The following is a 17742-nucleotide window of genomic DNA, read 5'->3' on the forward strand; positions in this document are numbered from 1 at the left end:
CCGGGCATGGTTACGATCATGCCCGGCTCTCCATAAAAGTTTTATAAGACTGAAGAACGGGAAGGCACCCCTATGCCCCATGACACGCCTTTGATTGCGACAATCGTCATCGGGTTATGTCTGGCGTTTATCTTCGGCGCGATTGCCACCCGTCTCAAAATCTCCCCCCTCGTCGGTTATCTGCTTGCTGGTGTCATCGCTGGCCCGCACACGCCCGGTTTTGTTGCCGATCAAGACCTTATTCTCCAACTCGCGGAAATCGGCGTTATCCTGCTGATGTTCGGCGTTGGTCTGCACTTCTCTCTCAAAGACCTGCTTTCTGTGAAAGCTATTGCTGTTCCCGGCGCGCTGGCACAGATCGCGACAGCAGCAGCACTCGGCACAGCTCTCGGTCTTGCACTTGGCTGGGACGTAAAAGCCGGTCTTGTCTTCGGGCTGGCACTTTCAACGGCCAGTACCGTCGTTCTCCTGCGTGCGATGCAGGATCTGCGTCTTATCGATACAGATCGCGGCCGCATCGCCATCGGATGGCTGATAGTTGAAGACCTCGCCATGGTCATGGCGCTGGTGCTTCTGCCGGCTCTAGCCAGTGTCGGCACTGAAGCCGGACATGCCGCAGCCAACGATCCTATCGCCGAGTGGCTGGGGCTAGGCATTGGCGGCATCATTCTTCTGACCATTGCCAAGGTTGCAGTTTTTGTAGCGCTTATGCTGGTGGTGGGGCGAAAGGTGATCCCATGGCTTCTGAACGTCATTGTTCAGACAGGCTCGCGTGAACTGTTCCGCCTTGGCGTTCTGGCTATAGCGCTTGGTGTTGCCTTTGGCGCCGCCCATCTGTTCGGCGTATCTTTCGCGCTTGGTGCATTCTTTGCTGGCATGGTGATGAGCGAATCTGAGCTAAGCCATCGCGCCGCAGAGGAATCGCTGCCGTTGCGCGACGCTTTCGCGGTTCTGTTCTTCATTTCCGTGGGCATGTTGTTTGATCCGATGAGTCTCATCCGTGATCCCCTGCCCCTGATTGCGACACTCCTGATTATTCTGGTCGGCAAATCGGTTGCAGCATTCTTCATTGTCCGCGCATTTAAACGTCCCGTTGGAACAGCTCTTACCATTTCCGCAAGTCTTGCCCAGATCGGCGAGTTCTCATTCATCCTCGCAGGGCTGGGAGTAGGCCTCAACCTTCTCCCGCCTGAAGGGCGCGATCTGATCCTCGCCGGTGCAATTCTTTCGATCTTCCTCAACCCAGTCATGTTCATTGTTGCCGAGCGACTGCGACCTTGGATCGAAAAGCGTCAGGGCGTTGAAGGCCCAACCAATGATTTGGGTGAAACAAGCCTCGATATCTCGGAACCCGAACCGCTACCGCACACCAAATTGACAGCTCACACAATCATTGTGGGCTATGGCCAAATCGGTAAACGAGTGGCTTCGGCCTTGCAGGAAAAGCAAATGCCTTTCCTTGTGATCGAAAATTCGCCCAAGATTTATTTCAGATTGAAAGAAATCGGCATTGAAGCTATTGCGGGAAATGCCTCTGATGCTGAAATATGGGAGGCGGCAAATCCTGAGATGGCAATCAATCTGGTGATTGCTATCCCGAATGCATTTGAAGCCGGGCGCGCAACATCACTTGCCCGCGCTGCAAATCCGGGCCTGCGCATCATCGTGCGAGCCTGCTCGGCAGCTGAAGCACAATACCTGCACGATCTAGGTGCAGACTCCGTTATCCTGGGCGAAGCCGAAATCGCCGGAGCAATGGAGAGAGCAATTATAAACGAGAGACGAAACGAGGGTGTTCAGCAACATCGCCCTTCGTCCGAGACCTTGGTTGATTTGAAGGGGATCGAACCGGAAGCAACCTGATGCAAGAACCGGAGAGATCGATAAAGGGGAATTAGATGCGAGTTGAAGGTGCGGTGATCGGTTAATGAAGTTCAAGGATTACATCTGGCCGGTAATAGGCATTCTAGCAGTCATTGTTTCAGCCTGGCTTCTTTATCGGGAGTTGCGCAGTATCTCGCTTGAAGACGTTCTGGATAGTCTTTACGCGATCCGCGCGCATCATTGGTTGCTGGCAACAGCAGCAGCGCTCCTCGCCTATAGCTCGCTGGCCGGTTATGATCGCATTGCGCTTCTCCACTTGCGTCGCAAAATTTCCTGGCTCTTCATCGCTCTCTGCTCGTTTACGACCTATGCATTGTCGCACAATATCGGCGCGTCGGTCGTTTCAGGTGCAGTGGTGCGTTATCGCGCATATTCCTCGCAAGGAATGCCAGGCAGTGAAATCGCTGTCCTTATCGCTTTCTGCTCATTCACATTCATTCTCGGCGTAATCATCACCTCCAGCATTGTCCTGCTGCTGGAACCGCATATTTTGATGCGGTTCAACTCGGACTTGACGCCGACTGTGTCGATAGTCATCGCGTTGTTGATGCTGGCTTTTGTATTGCTTTATATCTTCGGCAGCTGGTTGCAATTACGCCCACTTCAGATCGGCAAATTCCGCCTCGAATATCCGCGTTTGCCAGTTGTTACACAGCAGCTGATTGTAGCGCCGCTCGAACTGATTGGTGCCGCAGGCATCATCTATTTCGCATTGCCAGAAGCAGGCAATCCGGGCTTCCTGATTATTCTCGGCATCTTCCTGGTATCGTTCTCGGCAGCCCTCATATCACACGCTCCGGGCGGTCTTGGGGTGCTTGAGCTGGTTTTCCTCACCGGCCTGCCGGATATGGATCAGGCTGACGTTCTGGCGGCACTTATCGTCTTCCGCCTGCTTTATCTTCTCATTCCATTTGCCATGTCGCTGATCGTGGTTCTCGTTTTCGAGAAATCGCAATTTGTGCTGCGCTGGAACGACAAACAAAAGAAGTAATCAATCTGAGGCGGGATTAATTTTTACACACCCGCCTCAATTTGAATTTATATTCCTTAAATTGATATGAAATAGCCCCTATCTTGGAAATTTCTTCGCATATCCTCCCGATGCAGAGCAGAAACGCCTCCCAAGGCACATTCCAAGAGGAACTAACGCATGCCTGCGACATTGATCATCCCCGGTTACAAGGGATCGGAAGCAGGCCACTGGCAGCGCCAATGGTTGCATGACGATCCGTCAGCAGTGCTCGTCGAACAAGATGACTGGCACTATCCGGTGCTATCCGACTGGATGCACGCGCTTGAAGCCAAACTCGCCGAAAATCCCGGTGCGGTTCTGGTTGCCCATAGTCTTGGTTGTATTCTTGTTTCGCATCTGGCAAGCCGTCCGGCTGCGGCTCACGTTGCTGGCGCACTTCTGGTCGCCCCGGCAGACGTTGAAACTATGTCGCGTCGCGATAACCGCTTTGCGAGCTTTGCACCCTTGCCTCGGCATGAATTGGCTTTTCCATCCATCGTCGTTGCCAGCCGCGATGACGAATATATGCGCTTTGCCAAGGCAGAAGCCATTGCGAATGTCTGGGGTTCGGGCTTTGTCGACGTCGGCCATGCAGGCCATATCAACGTGGCAAGTGGCTTCACGCATTGGCCGGAAGGCGCAATCCTCGCCTCATCCCTGCAACGCGAACCAATAACACACACGCTCTCCCAAGCAGCGTGACCGCCAGCCGCCTGCCTCTAAAAAAGCAGGCGGTTTCTTTTTAGCCGTTCTGTTTCCGCTCAAGCCAGATTTTCAGAACAAGCGTCAGCAATGCTAAGCCGGCCAGTGTCGAAGCGGCAGCAAAGGCACCAGCGACATTGTAATCGTTGAACAAGAGCTCAACCTGCAGCGGCAATGTATTGGTCTTGCCACGGATAGCGCCTGACACAACGGATACTGCGCCAAATTCGCCCATCACGCGGGCATTGCAAAGCACAGCACCGTAAAGCAGCGCCCATTTGATATTGGGCAGCGTGACATAGAAAAATGTCTGCCAGCCATTCGCTCCAAGCGTAAGAGCCGCTTCTTCCTCATCACTGCCCTGCACTTCCATCAGTGGAATCAGCTCGCGTGCCACAAAAGGCGACGTCACGAACAGGCTCACCAGAAAGATCGCGGGAACCGTGAACATGACCTTGATGTCGTAGCTCTCAAGCAACGGTCCTAGCAGTCCCTGCGAGCCATACAGGAAAAGATACGTAACACCAGCGACGATCGGAGAGACCGAGAACGGAATTTCGACGAATGTGATCAACAGTCGGCGACCCGGAAAGCGGAATTTTGTGACCAGCCAAGCTACACAAATGCCGAAAGCCATATTGATCGGCACAACCACAATCGCGGTCAGGATCGTCAGCCACACCGCATGAAGCGTATCAGGCTTGAGAATTTCTCCAAAGAAGACATCCACCCCTTTGCTGAAGGCATAGGAGAAGATGACGGCCAGCGGCGCGCCAATGCAGATTGCTGACAAAATGGCAGCCATTCCGATCAGCAGGCTACGCACAGAGCCCGGCTTGTTGCGCGCCTGCGCGCTTGCACTAGCGCTCTGCATAACGAAGCCGCCTTGCCTGAATAATATTAGTCACAAGAAGCATAAAAAACGCCATGAGCAGCATCATGAAAGCGAGTGCTGCAGCAGCTGGATAATCATATTCATCCAGCCTGATGAAAACCAGAAGTGATGTGACTTCCGTTTCAAACGGCAAATTGCCGGAGATGAAAACGATGGAGCCGAACTCACCGAGACTGCGGGCAAAGGACAACGAAGCGCCAGCCAGGAACGCCGGGAAGATTGTCGGCCAGATAATATGCGAGAAAACCTGCCAGGGGCTGGCACCCAGGCTGCGTGCAGCCTCTTCCACATCAGCACTCATATCTTCCAGCACCGGCTGTACGGTGCGGATGACAAAGGGAATGCTGGTAAAAAACATCGCAATCATAATGCCAAGTGGCGCATAAGCAACCTTGATACCAATCGGCTCAAGAAAGCGACCAAACCAGCCATTGGGTGCGAACAGCGTTACGAGCGCCAGACCAGCTATCGCAGTAGGCAAAGCAAAAGGCAGATCGACTGCCGCATCGATCAGTCGCTTTCCAGGGAACTGATAGCGGGACAGAACCCATGCAAGCAGAAGTCCAAACAGACCGTTGAACACGGTAGCTACGGCTGCGGCACTGATTGTGATGCGAAACGTCGCCAGTGCACGATCTGAAGACACGATGTTCCAGAAATCGCTCCATCCAAGACTGGCGGTTTTCAGGATCATTGCCAGTAGCGGCAAGGCGACAATGACCGCCAGATAAAGCAAAGTGCAGCCAAGGGTCAGTCCGAACCCCGGCAGCACAGAATTGCGTTTCATGCTCAGAAGCGACACTGGATTTTTCCAAAAGAAAGGCGAGAGCTGGGTGCTCCCGCCGGGTAGTCTTGTTTACTTAGCAGTAAAGAGCTTATCAAGTACGCCGCCTTCGGCAAAATGCTCTTTCTGAACCTTTTCCCAGCCGCCAAAAGCATCTTCGACTGTTACAAGGCGCACATCTGGATAGATATCCTTATGCTTTGCAATCACGTCCTTATCGTGCACGCGATTGAAATTCTGTGCGAGGATTTCCTGACCTTCAGGCGCGTAGAGATAGTTTAGATAAGCTTCGGCAATCTTGCGCGAGCCGCGCTTGTCGACAACCTTATCAACGACAGTGACTGGGAATTCAGCCAGAAGGCTGACTTCCGGAACAACCACATCATACTTGTCTTCGCCGAGCACCTTGGCTGTACCGCGCGTTTCCGCTTCAAACGTCACCAGAACGTCGCCGATACCGCGTTCAGCAAAGGTCGTCGTTGCACCACGACCGCCTGTATCGAACACTGGTACGTTCTTGAAAATCTTACCGATAAACTCGTGGACCTTTTCCTGATCGCCCTTGAAAGCTTCGTTGGCATAAGCCGTCGCTGCCAGATAGGTATAGCGCGCATTGCCGGAGGTCTTAGGGTTCGGGAAAACAACTTTCACGTCGTCACGAGCGAGATCATCCCAGTTCTTGATGCCCTTTGGATTGCCTTCCCGCACAAGGAAAGCCGGGAATGAGTAATAAGGCGAAGAATTGTTTGGCAGGCGCTTCTGCCAATCAGCAGGAATAAGGTCGCCCTTATCGTGCAACACCTGAACATCCGTCACCTGGTTAAAGGTTACAACATCAGCTTCCAGACCTTCGAGAATGGAACGAGCCTGCTTGGATGAACCGGCATGGGACTGATTGACAGTGAGGTCTTCTCCAGTCTTGGCTTTCCAATCGGCGATGAATGCCTTGTTGACCTGCTCGTAAAGCTCGCGTGCGATGTCATAGGAAACGTTAAGGATTTCCTTTGGCTCCTGCGCGTTGACCGGAGCTGCGCCCAAACCGAGAGCAACAGCCGCATATAGAATAATTTCCTTCATAGATCGCACCCTTCTCACTTTGCTTGCGCAAAGCGCCCGTAAATCGACTTCTGTTGGGAAACAAATCTACAGAGAGACAAGCAAGAATCAATCTAAATCATTGATTTAAATATATAAACTACTTTCACAACCATTATTGGAAACCCCGCCTAACGGCAAAATTGGTCTGAGAATATTTTTCCAAAGACAGGTAGAAACGCGCAATAAAAACAAGAAAGCCGGAAGCTTTCGCTCCCGGCTTTCGAAACTTTTTTCATTGCTTAGATGTTACCAAAACCCACGGTGCTGCCAGCACCAGAGAAAATTTTGCTCGCCACGCTCCAAGCGATTACGACGACGCTCTGCAATTTCATCAGCGCTCAGCTTCATGCCGCGCCAAGGCTGCTCCAGATAGGCCGTCATGCGCAGCACAGCATCTTTTATGCTTTGCGCCAGCAATTGAATTTTACGGTTCATAAGAGCCTCCATTTCACGTTCACCACTCAAGCTGCAAACTGAAACCCAATTTGGGCCGCGCTTTCGCCGCAACAATGAACGATGCGTTAATTTTGAAGGCTTCTGCGATAAAGTCAATATCCCACTTATTTTATGGGAGTTAACATCGCGAAATATTTTGCGAGCAACCATGTGGATGCCCGCAAAATTATTCTATTTTAGACTTCGTAGTCGTCGACAGGCCTGATCCGGACCTTTTCAACATGACGACCACTCATCGCTTCGATGGTGAATTGGTATCCATCCTCGACAAAGCTTTCACCGCCCACCGGCAGATGGCCGAGGTGCCAAAGCGCATAGCCAGCAAGCGTTGTGTAACGATCACTATCATCCACCAGATCGCGCTGCAGGATGCTGCTGAGACGGCGAATATCAGTGAAACCATCAACCAGATAGCCACCCTGTCCGTCTGATTCTGCAACAGCAGCCTCTTCGTCTTCATCCGGGAACTCACCGGCAATGGCTTCAAGCACGTCGGTCGGTGTGACTACGCCTTCAAACGAGCCATGCTCATCCACCACCACAGCAAGCTGCACCGGCGAAACGCGAAGCTGTTCCATGACGCGAAGCACATTCGCATTTTCATGAACCACCAGCGGCTGCTTGACCACTTCATCCCAGTTGATCTGCTTCTTGTCGGTCATATCAAGCAGCAGATCCTTGACCGAAGCAACACCGACAAACTCATCGACCTGACGACGGGCAACAATTACGCGGGAATGCGAAAGCTTACGAATCGCTTCATGAAGCTCAGCTTCATCCTCATCCAGATCAAGCCATTCGATCTCATTACGCGGCGACATGATGGAACGAACCGGGCGATCGGCAAGATCCAGTACGCCTCGGATCATTTCTTTTTCTTCCGGCAGGAAGACGTCACTGGCAGCCGTCTGCTGCGCAATCACGTCAACTGTGTCCGAAAGTGGGTTATCGCCGCGATGGCCACCGAGCAGGCGCAGAACAGCGCCCGCTGTGCGTTCACGAAGATCGTTTGTGGTCACGAGCTTTTCGCGATTCTTACGCGCCATCTGATTGGCCGCCTCGATCAATACCGAGAAGCCGATAGCGGCATAGAGATAGCCCTTCGGAATATGGAAGCCGAAGCCTTCAACGACAAGGCTGAAGCCGATCATCATCAGGAAGCCAAGACAGAGGATAACCACTGTTGGATGCTTGTTGACGAAGTCCATCAGCGGGCGCGAAGCCAGCATCATGACTGCAATCGCAATAATGACCGCGATCATCATAACCGGCAGATGCTGCACCATACCAACAGCCGTGATCACGCTATCGAGCGAGAAGACCGCATCAAGCACGACGATCTGAACGATAACCTGCCAGAAGATCGCATGGGCAACGCGCGTGTTCTTAGGTCCATGCGCACCTTCAAGGCGCTCATGCAACTCCATCGTACCCTTAGCGAGAAGGAACAGACCACCAACCAGCATTATGAGATCGCGACCGGAGAAGGAAAGTCCCATCACGGCAATCAAAGGTTCACGCAGCGTCACGATCCACGAGATCGAAGCCAGCAATGCGAGACGCATTATCAAGGCCAATGAAAGACCGATTATACGCGCACGATTACGCTGATGAGGCGGAAGTTTATCGGCCAGAATGGCGATAAAGACGAGATTGTCGATGCCGAGAACAATTTCTAGCACCACCAATGTCACGAGTCCTACCCAGGCATTGGGGTCGGCAATCCAGTCCATGGACCAATCCATGATTTGTCGGCTCCTGTAAAATCAGAGAAAAGAGGAAACAGAAAAAACGCCGCATGCGGTTCCCTCCCGAACCACAGAAAAGCGGATCGGCCAGAAGGAATTGCAAACGGCGTGAGAAAGCTCAAAGCCTTTTAAGTCCAATGCTCCCATACAGGGAGCGGGACTTCGTGAAGACGAATCGTCAGAACTGTCGTCGGGCATAAAGCGCGATGAACCTTTTAAAGAGACACGAAGCAGACCCTTTGTCTGCTCCAGAACACCATGTTTTCATATGGCATATGATGGCAACATTATGCAGACGCGCGGCTTACGCGCAAGACCATATACTATTCAGCCGGAGAAACATGCACGCCGCGCTTGCGCTCACGACGTGGGCGACCTTTGAAATAACGCATACCGATCACCGTTACCACGATCGTCAAGGCCGTAATGCCTATCACGGACCAGAACATGTGATCGCCATCCATCTTCGCAAATACACCTATGCCGCGACCAGCCAGCCAGCCTGGTAGGAACATGAGCGGCGCCCAGACCACCGCAGAAAGCACGTTTGCGGTCTGGAAGCGCTTTTGATCCATCGACATCATGCCTGCAACCATCGGAACGGTACAACGGACCGGCCCAAAGAAGCGACCAAGGAAAACAGCCGAGAAGCCATAGCGGCGAAATAGCAATCGTGCCCGCGCAATGCCGGTGCGGTGCTTATTGAGCGGCCACTTGTGAATAATGCTGCGACCAAGCCACCAGCCAAGCAAATAAGAAACGATATCGCCGATGACCGCGCCGATGATGGCGCCGATGATGATTGGCCAAGGCTCCACGATTCCGGCGCCCACCAGACCGCCAATAGCGAGCATGATAGGTGTGGCAGGAATGAACATTCCGATAATAGCGAGAGACTCGCCGAAGGCTATAATGCCTACGATAGGACCCGCCCATACCCGATGATCGGAAATGAACTGTCCGAGATCGCTAATTATGCTTTCCATTCCGTCCTCAAAATGCCGCGAACCGGATTCTGAAGTCAGACCCCAACCATGGGGTGACTTCGGGTTTTCTTAAACGAGGACAATCCGGTGCGTGAACCCCTCGCCTGCCTGCGCGTAACAAACGCTTGCAGCATTCTCTCAATGGCTAAGAACTTATTTGCCTATCAAGTCTTTTATATGCCGAACCATCTCAGACAAGCATCAAAAATTGATGACATGGCTTCGAATTTTGCTGCGCAAATCATTTAGCCCGAACGAATAATGCCAGTCCCCTCTTGAGTGAAGCATAAGCAAGTCCAAATCGAGCGTTGCGAATATGGAAATTCCTGCGTCCACTTACAACGTCATTTGGAAAAAATGATTCAAAATCAGAATCATGACAAGAATGATTCCACTGGCAGAAATTTATTTTAGCAATCAAAACGATTAGTTTTCACTTATACGCGGAATAGGTGCATTGAGTATTTAATTAAGAACTCCGCATTTCCGGGCTTTTTGAAATCTCCGCAACTTTTTTTCATTTTTTTATCACTGAAGGCTAGACAGACAGAAAAGCGGCCTTTATAGAACCGCTCACCTCACCGGGGCCGCTGCCTCTGCCTCGGAGAAGCGAGTGGGTGATTAGCTCAGTTGGTAGAGCAGCTGACTCTTAATCAGCGGGTCGTAGGTTCGATCCCTACATCACCCACCATTTTCTCCTCTTCTTTCAAAGAGTTACCGCTGATTACACGATAGCCGGACGAACCGGCTCAAGTTTCAATTGCGTTGAAAATCTTCTTCCTTGCTACTTGTAAATATCCGGCAATATTGCAGCCTAAATGCGCAAATAGGCATGGCGAAACCAATAAGGTGGTACTATGAGTGTGCCACATGACCCCCAAGAGCCTTGGTTACACATTCACACTTCTAGCCGTTGCCATTTTTGCGGCACAAGATGGCATCTCGAAGTATCTCGGATCACATTACTCGCCCATCTTCATAACGATGGTGCGTTATTGGGCGTTTGCCGTTTTCGTGATTCTACTTGCGATGCGCGCCGGGGGAATTGTACGCGCTGCTTCGACTAAGCGTCCATTTTTGCAGATCTTCCGCGGCGTCTTGCTGGCAACGGAAATCGTTATCTTCGTATTCGGCCTTAGCCGGGTCGGCATGGCCATGGCGCAGTCAATCTTTCAGGTAGGCCCATTACTCGTCACGATGCTCTCAGTGCCCTTCCTTGGCGAAAAAGTAGGCTGGCGTCGCTGGACCGCGATTGTGGTTGGTTTGTTCGGTGTTCTTCTCATCATCAATCCAACTCATGTGAAATTCGACCTGAACTTGCTGTTCCCCATGGCTGCAACAACCATGTTTGCAATTTATGCGATTGCGACACGCGCAGTCAGCAAATCTGATAACTCCATGACCAGCTTCTTCTATACGGGCATTGGCGGCGCTGTTGTACTAACCGCAGTCGGTCTTTTTCATATGGAACCAATTGCGCAGCATGACTGGCCCTGGATGGCGGCGCTTTGCGCCTGTGGCATTGCAAGCCATTATTGCCTCATCCGCGCCTACGACATTCTTGAAGCCGGTGAGGTGCAACCATTATCCTATCTCCAGCTCGTGATTGGAGCGTTCATTGCAGTTCTTGTTTTCAACGAACATCTGACCTGGAATGTAGTGACCGGTGCAAGCATTGTCGTCGCGGCTGGCCTCTTCTCGATGTTTCGGGAGCGAAAGCTCGCAAGCAAGGCACCATAACATTACGAATTATTAATTGGCCTGTTCATATCAGGTTCACCTAAAATGGCTGACATTGCTCACACGCCAATAAATGGCGCCGTGTATAGAGTAATGGAGTCAAATAACCATGAAATCGAAGACCTTGTATATTGCAGTTATCGCTTCTGCATTGCTTTCCACCGCCGCATTCGCACAGGAAAAGGCCAGCGAAAATACAGACAAGTCAGCGACGGATACTTCCATTACACAGAATGATGGATCTAAAGGCAAGCGCGGACCAATCGATCTCGAGAAATTCTCCCGCATGGACGAATTGAAAGCCGCCGACACAAATGGCGACGGCGTCCTCTCTCGCGATGAAATTGAAGCACTTGCACTCAAGCGCATGGTCAGCCGCGCAGCAGACCGCATGGAACGTCGCCTTGATGTAAAGGGCGATGGCAAAATCACTCTGGAAGCGATTGAAAAGCAGCGACAGAAGGAATTTGCAGCGCTTGATCGCAACGAAGATGGCAAGCTAGACCGCCACGAGCTACGTGCAGGCAAGAAGTTCCACCACCATGGCCCAAAGGGTCCGCATCACGGTGGCAGAGGCAAAATGGAACACCACCAGCCAAAGCCACAACAGTAAAATAAACATTACGAAAAAGCCCGGGCTTTTTTGTTTCCATTATGAGCGAATAACGCCCTTCTTGAAAATGATATTGCCATAGAGACGCTTTTCGCCAGAGCGGATGACTGCATAGGCAGAACTCGCCCGATCGTAGAACGCAAAGCGATCAATCGGATCAACAGCTATCTTGCGGCCTTCTGCCTTCTCAATGATAGCTTCAAACTCACCAAAAATCGCAGGCGTCTCGCTAGGGCACTCCATCACAGCCGCTGGCTTATCAACAAAGTCGTCGAGCGGCAGCAGAGAAAGCACAGCGTCTGCAATATCTGTCGCACTGATCCCCGGAAAGTCCAGAACCTGCACACCGGAAGCATGTGCTGGATAATTGGCATCAACGATAACAAGATCGTCGCCATGGCCCATATCCGCAAGCACTTCAAGAAGCGAACCGGTCAGCAGTGGGTTTAGATTTTTAAGCATTGGGTAAATCCGAATGGTGGAGTTTGAATGCACGCACCCTATAGCATCACCGTAATAACCGATATCGGTTTCTGGAGACACCGGGCAAAGATAAAAGAAGCGAAAGTGTCGTGTCCACACTCATTATGGTGATCACAAGCAACAAAAACGCCGGCTGATTAAAGCCGGCGTTTCCAGTTGATCACTTAAAAAGGGAAAGTACCGTTATTCGGCTTTCGCTTCAATATTGACCTTATCGAGCAGCGCTAGCGGGTTCTGCGATGCCGCAACCATTTCCAGCGCACCAATACCCTTGTCAGACTTGGACTTGACCGTCACCTCAAAGATATTTGGCTTAACAAGGAATGTCGAAAAAGCAGTGATCGCATCTTGAAGCTGCGGTTGGTCGGCAGCAAGTTCCTGCAGAACTGCATTAGCAATCATGGTCAAAGCGCTGCGGGCATCTTCGACAGTCATGTTGTTTTCGTCTGCGTAGAACTTGAGACCCTTTTCAATCAGACCCTGTTCTTCAATCTTGAGCTTTACCTCACGAGCCTTGAGGCCGAGAAGTGCAACCTGTGCCAAAACTTTATCACCGGAGAAGAACTCTTTGGTGAAGCCGCCCAGTAGACCAGACATGGAAATTTTTCCCATGTCCTGACCGCTGACCGACAGATCCTTGATGACGAGGCTCTGGCTGGCTTCATCCCAATTTGCTTCCAGATTGGATGAAACGTTTACACGGTCATAACCGAGCTTGCGCAGCTGCTGATACATTTCTTCACGGCTGTTCGCAGGAACAGGCAAAGACATATCCTCATAGGCAACACGAATATCAGTCGGAATACCGTTGAACGGCTTGTTCAATGCCAGCTCGTAGCTCTTCATGCTGAACTTGATGCGCTCAGGCAAACCGGTTGCTGGCGGCGTTGCAGTGGTGTCCTGATCTTCCTCAACATCAACATCAACATCGTCATTGGCGTTGCTGTCGCCCGGCAGGTCAGCATCAACACCTTTGACGACCATCGTGCCGAATTCAGGCAGCATGGTCGTGAACGGGAAATTCTCCATTTCCTGGTCGCTCAGACCTGCAAACTTTGTCACGGCCTCTGCCGACGGCGCCCAGTTGAAGCCTTTAAGCGAGAATTCGTCCAGCTTCACGAAGTCGGTGCCATTACCAGCCGAGAAGCCATTAAGCGACATGTCGAGCTTCTTATTGTCGAAGGACATCGCCATCTTGTCGATTTTGCCTTCGCCCTTTTCTGGATCACCCGGCTGGATTTTCATCCCGAGTAACTCGACGTCGCCCTTACCAATCGTGTCGAAGAGACCGATCAGGCGCATGAAGAACTCTTTACGTTCTTCCTGCGAAAGAGATTCGATGTCCTTGGCTGCTTCCAGTTTCTGTAGTGTTTCGGTAAATGGCTCTGCAGGCAGGCGCATGGTAAAGCCGTTGCTGCGAACTTCATCATAGCTGAAGCTCGACTTCGTGCCCTTTACGGCGATATTCTTCGCAGAAAACGGTCCATAAACTGGCTTCGCTTCGGTATCGTTCGGGCCAGCCTTCTCAGTATAAAGACGTGCTATGAAAACGCCGTCGATATCCTTGCCTTCCGATGCGCCAATCGTACCAGCCATACGTTCTTCATTAATCGTGCCGTTCTCATCGGGCAGCGAAAGATCAAGATCGAATGTCGCGCCACTTGAAGTGTAGCGTGCGACATGGCCATGAACTATGTCTTCCAGCGCGACATCTTTATAAGAAGTCTTCTGTTCCTTATCGTTCAACATCTGAACGATGTTGATTTCAGGCACCGACATGCGCTTGGCAGAAACACGCCCAACGCGTTCAGCAAGGCTCAACTCGCCATTACCGAATGTATCGCGCAGCATCTGGATATCGAAATTCGCATCGTCGATAAGAACACTCGGCATCTCAATCTTAAACTGAGCGATTTCCGTCTTGATACCCTTGGCATCAAGCATGCCATTCAGAAACAGTACTTTTGGACGACCTTCGATCGAAGCGATGGTGACGTTCGTGCCGTTTTTCAAAGGCAGGACCACATCGGTCAGCTTTATTTGGCCGAGAAAATCTGCCGAAACAGAGGCAGCCTTGCCGCCACGCCGCTCAAGCTGGGCGTTAATCGTCTTTTCGAGTGTGATCTTGTATCCGACTGCACCTGCAGCCGCGATAGCTATGACTGCGACAGCTGCCCAAAGCGCTTTGCGTCCGCCCTTGCGTTTTCCGCTCGTTGCCTGCTCCACGATTTCTCATCCTTTCAGCGCAATTTCAACGGGATCTGATAGATGATTGGTTAATCACAAGAAATTGTAAGAGCAAGCAGGATCGGTAAAGATTAAGATTTTTCGGCCGACAGATGTAAAAAATCCTGCACATTCTGGAAGGATTTTGCACAAGTTGGTGCAGAAGAGCCTCAGAGCGGGTTTGCTGGATGCGGCGACGAATCGTATGCACCCCAGATCGACTGGTCGAAATTAACGATTGCACCAGTCATCATTCCGGATTCATCCGACGCTAAAAACGCAATCGCGCGCGCAACTTCCTTGGGAACGATCAGACGTCCAAATGGCTGGGCCTTGACCGCTTCATCCAACCAATTGGCGGGTGCGCCGTGGAATTCGCGCTGGATACGATCTTCGCCATCCGATGCCATCCAGCCGATATTGAGGCTGTTGACGCGGATGCGATTACGCAGCACCGAATAGGCAATATTGCGCGTGAGCGTATCAAGCGCACCCTTGGACGCACAATAAGCAGCGATGAATGGTTGGCCGCCCATGGAGGACATGGACGAAATATTGACAATCGCTCCTTCAACCTTTTCACGCCGGAAAAGCTTGATCGCTTCCTGAATAAGAAAGAAAGGTGCACGCGTATTGACTGCAAAAAGCCGGTCGAACAGTTCAGGCGACGTATCAAGTATATCACCACGGTCCGTCAATCCGGCTGCATTGACGAGAATATCAAGCCGTCCAAAAGCCCTATCCGCTTCCGAAATCACCTGACGGCAATCTTCGACCTTTTCCAGATCGGCCTGAACAAAGACGGCCTTTGCACCAAGCTGCTCCAGCGCGTTGGCCTGCGCCTTGCCTTTTTCAGCTGAGCGACCGCAAATCACTATGCCCTTCGCGCCACGTTCGGCAAAAAGTCGTGCTGTAGCCGCACCAAGACCTTGGGTGCCGCCAGTGATGACCGCAACCTTGCCATTCAATTGTCCGCTCATTTCTGGCTCCAAATATAAGTTAAACCCGTCCACCCAACGCAGATGAGAGATCAGCCAGTTCCTGGCCGCCTGCCATGAGGCTCTGCAGCTCATCCATGTCCACATCGCTTCTGGTGCGAGTTCCAAGGGTGGCACCGCGATTAAGCACGGTAAACTTGTCGCCTACGGCATGAGCGTGGCGCACATTATGCGTGATGAAGATCACACCGAGCCCTCGCTCACGCACAAGGTTGATATACTTCAGCACCATAGCTGTCTGACGAACGCCAAGCGCCGAGGTTGGCTCATCAAGGATCAACACCTTCGCACCAAAATAGACTGCCCGTGCAATCGCTACACATTGTCGTTCGCCACCCGACAACGTGCCAACGGCCTGCTGCGGATCACGGACATCAATTCCGATCTTCTTCATCTCTTCACGGGTCACATCTTCCGCAAACTGCGTATCGAACCAGCGAACTGGCCCAATCCCCTTGGTCGGTTCCCGACCGAGAAAGAAATTTCGCATGACCGACATAAGAGGGATCATCGCAAGATCCTGATAGACCGTCGCAATGCCGTGATCGAGCGCATCGCGCGGACTGTTGAAGACAACCTGTTTGCCTTCAACAAAAAACTCTCCGCTTGTTGGTTTGTGCACGCCGGACAGTGTTTTAATCAGTGTCGACTTACCGGCACCGTTGTCACCAAGCAGACAGTGTACCTGCCCCGGTTCCACACTGAGTGAAACGCCGTTCAGTGCAATAACCGGGCCGAAGTGTTTGACAAGATTGCGAACCTCAATGATCGGGGTTGTCATAGTGCATACTCCCTATCAACGCAGTTTCGGGAAAGTTAGGAAGCGGTTTCCCTGAAACTGCGTAAATGCTGAAACCTATCGCTCGCCGGTGGCGCGCTTACGGATAAAGTTGTTGAAGAGAACTGCGATCAGCAGCATTCCACCAAGGAATACCAAGTACCAGTCCTGATCAATCGTCGTGTAAGTCAGGCCAATCAGCACCATACCGAAGATGATCGAGCCGAAGAATGCCCCAATGGCCGAACCATAGCCGCCGGTAAGCAGACAGCCCCCGATAACAGCTGCAATGATCGCTTCGAATTCCTTCTGGAAGCCGCGCCGCGCATCCGTCGACCCCGCATCAAGAACAGTAAGAATGGCAACAAGTGCTGCTGCCATTGCCGTACACATGAAAAGAATTGTCTTAACACGACGCACAGGCACACCCGAATTGCGCGCAGCCAGCGCATCACCACCGGACGCGAAAATCCAGTTACCGAAGCGGGTTCGCACCAGAACGTAGGTCGCCACGAGAGCGATGCCGATGAACCAGAGAACTTCGACCGGCACACCCTTCACCGTCGGTTGGCCATTTGGGAACTTCGCGATGAGGTCTTTTTCCGCAAGCCATTCAAATAACCCTTGAAAAGCATCACCAGAAAACAATCCCGCAAGATAGCTCGTGCCGACCGCTTCCTTCACGCCACGCAATTGCGTTGCACCGCCCGTCGCCCATTTGAGGCCGACCAGCGAAAGCCCACGCAGGATGAACAGAAACGCCAGCGTAACAATGAAAGAGGGCAAGCCGGTTTTAAGCACAATCTGCGCGTTCACAGCCCCCACAAGCGCCGCGAAAACCAGTGTCAGAATGATGGCAACGATGAGCGGTACCTGCCAAACGACGAGGGCAGCAGCGAATATTAGGCCAGCGAACGCTATCATTGAGCCGATAGAAAGATCAAACTCGCCACCGATCATGAGCAATGCTGCAGCCACAGCAAGAATGCCAAGCTGCGATGCAGGCGCCATAAAATTCATAATACCGGCGGCGGTGAACATTGCCGGATTGGCTGTCGACAGGAAGAAGATCGTGATGAGCACGAGACCTGAAACCGCACCCAGTTCAGGCCGACTAAGCATCCGCTGAAGTGCACTGGCGTTCTTCAGCCGCTCATCCCGTTGCGCAGCTGCGATCGCCGGATCATTTGCTGCGGTCTGAGCGGGCTGCTCTGATGAAGTTGGCTCACTCATGCTTTCCTCCTTCAAGCGTATCCGCGAAAATACGCATTAAAACAATTCCCTAGAGCACCATTTTGATTCAATTTGAGAGAAACGCGCTCTAGACAACGCGACATGA

At 51.9% G+C, this 17742-nt stretch carries 16 protein-coding genes and 1 tRNA gene; 6 read left to right on the top strand and 11 right to left on the bottom strand.

Annotated elements, in window-relative coordinates:
* Positions 1–72 precede the first annotated feature (72 nt).
* The 3 genes from KMS41_06650 to KMS41_06660 all read left to right on the top strand — a co-directional run bounded on the left by KMS41_06650 (position 73) and on the right by KMS41_06660 (position 3598).
* Positions 73–1863, top strand: a complete 1791-nt coding sequence (locus KMS41_06650) for a Kef family K(+) transporter (GenBank protein QWK76805.1) — start codon at positions 73–75, stop codon at positions 1861–1863.
* Between the two features lie 64 nt (positions 1864–1927).
* The gene (locus KMS41_06655; GenBank protein ID QWK76806.1) at positions 1928–2875 is read left to right on the top strand and encodes a flippase-like domain-containing protein; all 948 of its coding nucleotides are present in this window, start codon (positions 1928–1930) and stop codon (positions 2873–2875) included.
* A 159-nt stretch (positions 2876–3034) separates the two neighbouring features.
* The gene (locus tag KMS41_06660) at positions 3035–3598 is read left to right on the top strand and encodes an alpha/beta hydrolase (GenBank protein ID QWK76807.1); all 564 of its coding nucleotides are present in this window, start codon (positions 3035–3037) and stop codon (positions 3596–3598) included.
* Between the two features lie 40 nt (positions 3599–3638).
* Here KMS41_06660 and cysW read toward each other — a convergent pair whose 3' ends face one another.
* The 6 genes from cysW to KMS41_06690 all read right to left on the bottom strand — a co-directional run bounded on the left by cysW (position 3639) and on the right by KMS41_06690 (position 9565).
* On the bottom strand, positions 3639–4472 hold the full coding sequence (cysW, locus tag KMS41_06665; GenBank protein ID QWK76808.1) for a sulfate ABC transporter permease subunit CysW: 834 nt from the start codon (positions 4470–4472) through the stop codon (positions 3639–3641).
* Positions 4459–5280, bottom strand: coding sequence for a sulfate ABC transporter permease subunit CysT (cysT, locus tag KMS41_06670; protein QWK78798.1), 822 nt, complete (start codon positions 5278–5280; stop codon positions 4459–4461). Before cysT ends, cysW begins: the two co-directional genes overlap by 14 nt.
* A 69-nt stretch (positions 5281–5349) precedes the next feature.
* Entirely contained in the window at positions 5350–6354 is a 1005-nt protein-coding gene (gene cysP / locus KMS41_06675) for a thiosulfate ABC transporter substrate-binding protein CysP (GenBank protein ID QWK76809.1), read from the bottom strand.
* Between the two features lie 267 nt (positions 6355–6621).
* Complete coding sequence (locus KMS41_06680; protein QWK78799.1) at positions 6622–6810, bottom strand: hypothetical protein; 189 nt, start codon at positions 6808–6810, stop codon at positions 6622–6624.
* 197 nt (positions 6811–7007) lie between these two features.
* A complete protein-coding gene (locus KMS41_06685; protein ID QWK76810.1) occupies positions 7008–8576 on the bottom strand; it encodes a TerC family protein in 1569 nt (522 codons plus the stop codon).
* A gap of 326 nt (positions 8577–8902) precedes the next feature.
* Positions 8903–9565 (bottom strand): DedA family protein, encoded by a 663-nt coding sequence (locus tag KMS41_06690; GenBank protein QWK76811.1) that lies wholly within the window; start codon positions 9563–9565, stop codon positions 8903–8905.
* A 615-nt stretch (positions 9566–10180) separates the two neighbouring features.
* Here KMS41_06690 and KMS41_06695 point away from each other — a divergent pair.
* The 3 genes from KMS41_06695 (at position 10181) to KMS41_06705 (ending at position 11918) form a co-directional block, all read left to right on the top strand.
* Positions 10181–10256 (top strand) — tRNA-Lys (locus KMS41_06695).
* A gap of 179 nt (positions 10257–10435) precedes the next feature.
* On the top strand, positions 10436–11305 hold the full coding sequence (locus tag KMS41_06700; GenBank protein ID QWK76812.1) for a DMT family transporter: 870 nt from the start codon (positions 10436–10438) through the stop codon (positions 11303–11305).
* A 109-nt stretch (positions 11306–11414) separates the two neighbouring features.
* Positions 11415–11918: a calcium-binding protein gene (locus tag KMS41_06705; protein QWK76813.1), complete on the top strand. Its 504-nt coding sequence runs from the start codon at positions 11415–11417 to the stop codon at positions 11916–11918.
* 39 nt (positions 11919–11957) lie between these two features.
* Here the strand turns inward: KMS41_06705 and KMS41_06710 are convergent, their stop codons facing one another.
* The 5 genes from KMS41_06710 to KMS41_06730 form a co-directional block, all read right to left on the bottom strand.
* Positions 11958–12380, bottom strand: coding sequence for an RbsD/FucU family protein (locus KMS41_06710; protein ID QWK76814.1), 423 nt, complete (start codon positions 12378–12380; stop codon positions 11958–11960).
* 204 nt (positions 12381–12584) lie between these two features.
* Positions 12585–14627 carry a hypothetical protein gene (locus tag KMS41_06715; GenBank protein QWK76815.1) on the bottom strand — a complete coding sequence of 681 codons (2043 nt, stop codon included), beginning with the start codon at positions 14625–14627 and terminating at the stop codon, positions 12585–12587.
* A 170-nt stretch (positions 14628–14797) separates the two neighbouring features.
* Positions 14798–15607 carry an SDR family oxidoreductase gene (locus KMS41_06720; protein ID QWK76816.1) on the bottom strand — a complete coding sequence of 270 codons (810 nt, stop codon included), beginning with the start codon at positions 15605–15607 and terminating at the stop codon, positions 14798–14800.
* Positions 15608–15626: 19 nt separating this feature from the next.
* Positions 15627–16406, bottom strand: coding sequence for an ATP-binding cassette domain-containing protein (locus KMS41_06725; protein QWK76817.1), 780 nt, complete (start codon positions 16404–16406; stop codon positions 15627–15629).
* 75 nt (positions 16407–16481) lie between these two features.
* On the bottom strand, positions 16482–17636 hold the full coding sequence (locus KMS41_06730) for an ABC transporter permease (protein ID QWK76818.1): 1155 nt from the start codon (positions 17634–17636) through the stop codon (positions 16482–16484).
* Between the last annotated feature and the right edge of the window lie 106 nt (positions 17637–17742).

It is taken from the genome of Ochrobactrum sp. BTU1, from assembly GCA_018798825.1.
GTDB lineage: Bacteria > Pseudomonadota > Alphaproteobacteria > Rhizobiales > Rhizobiaceae > Brucella.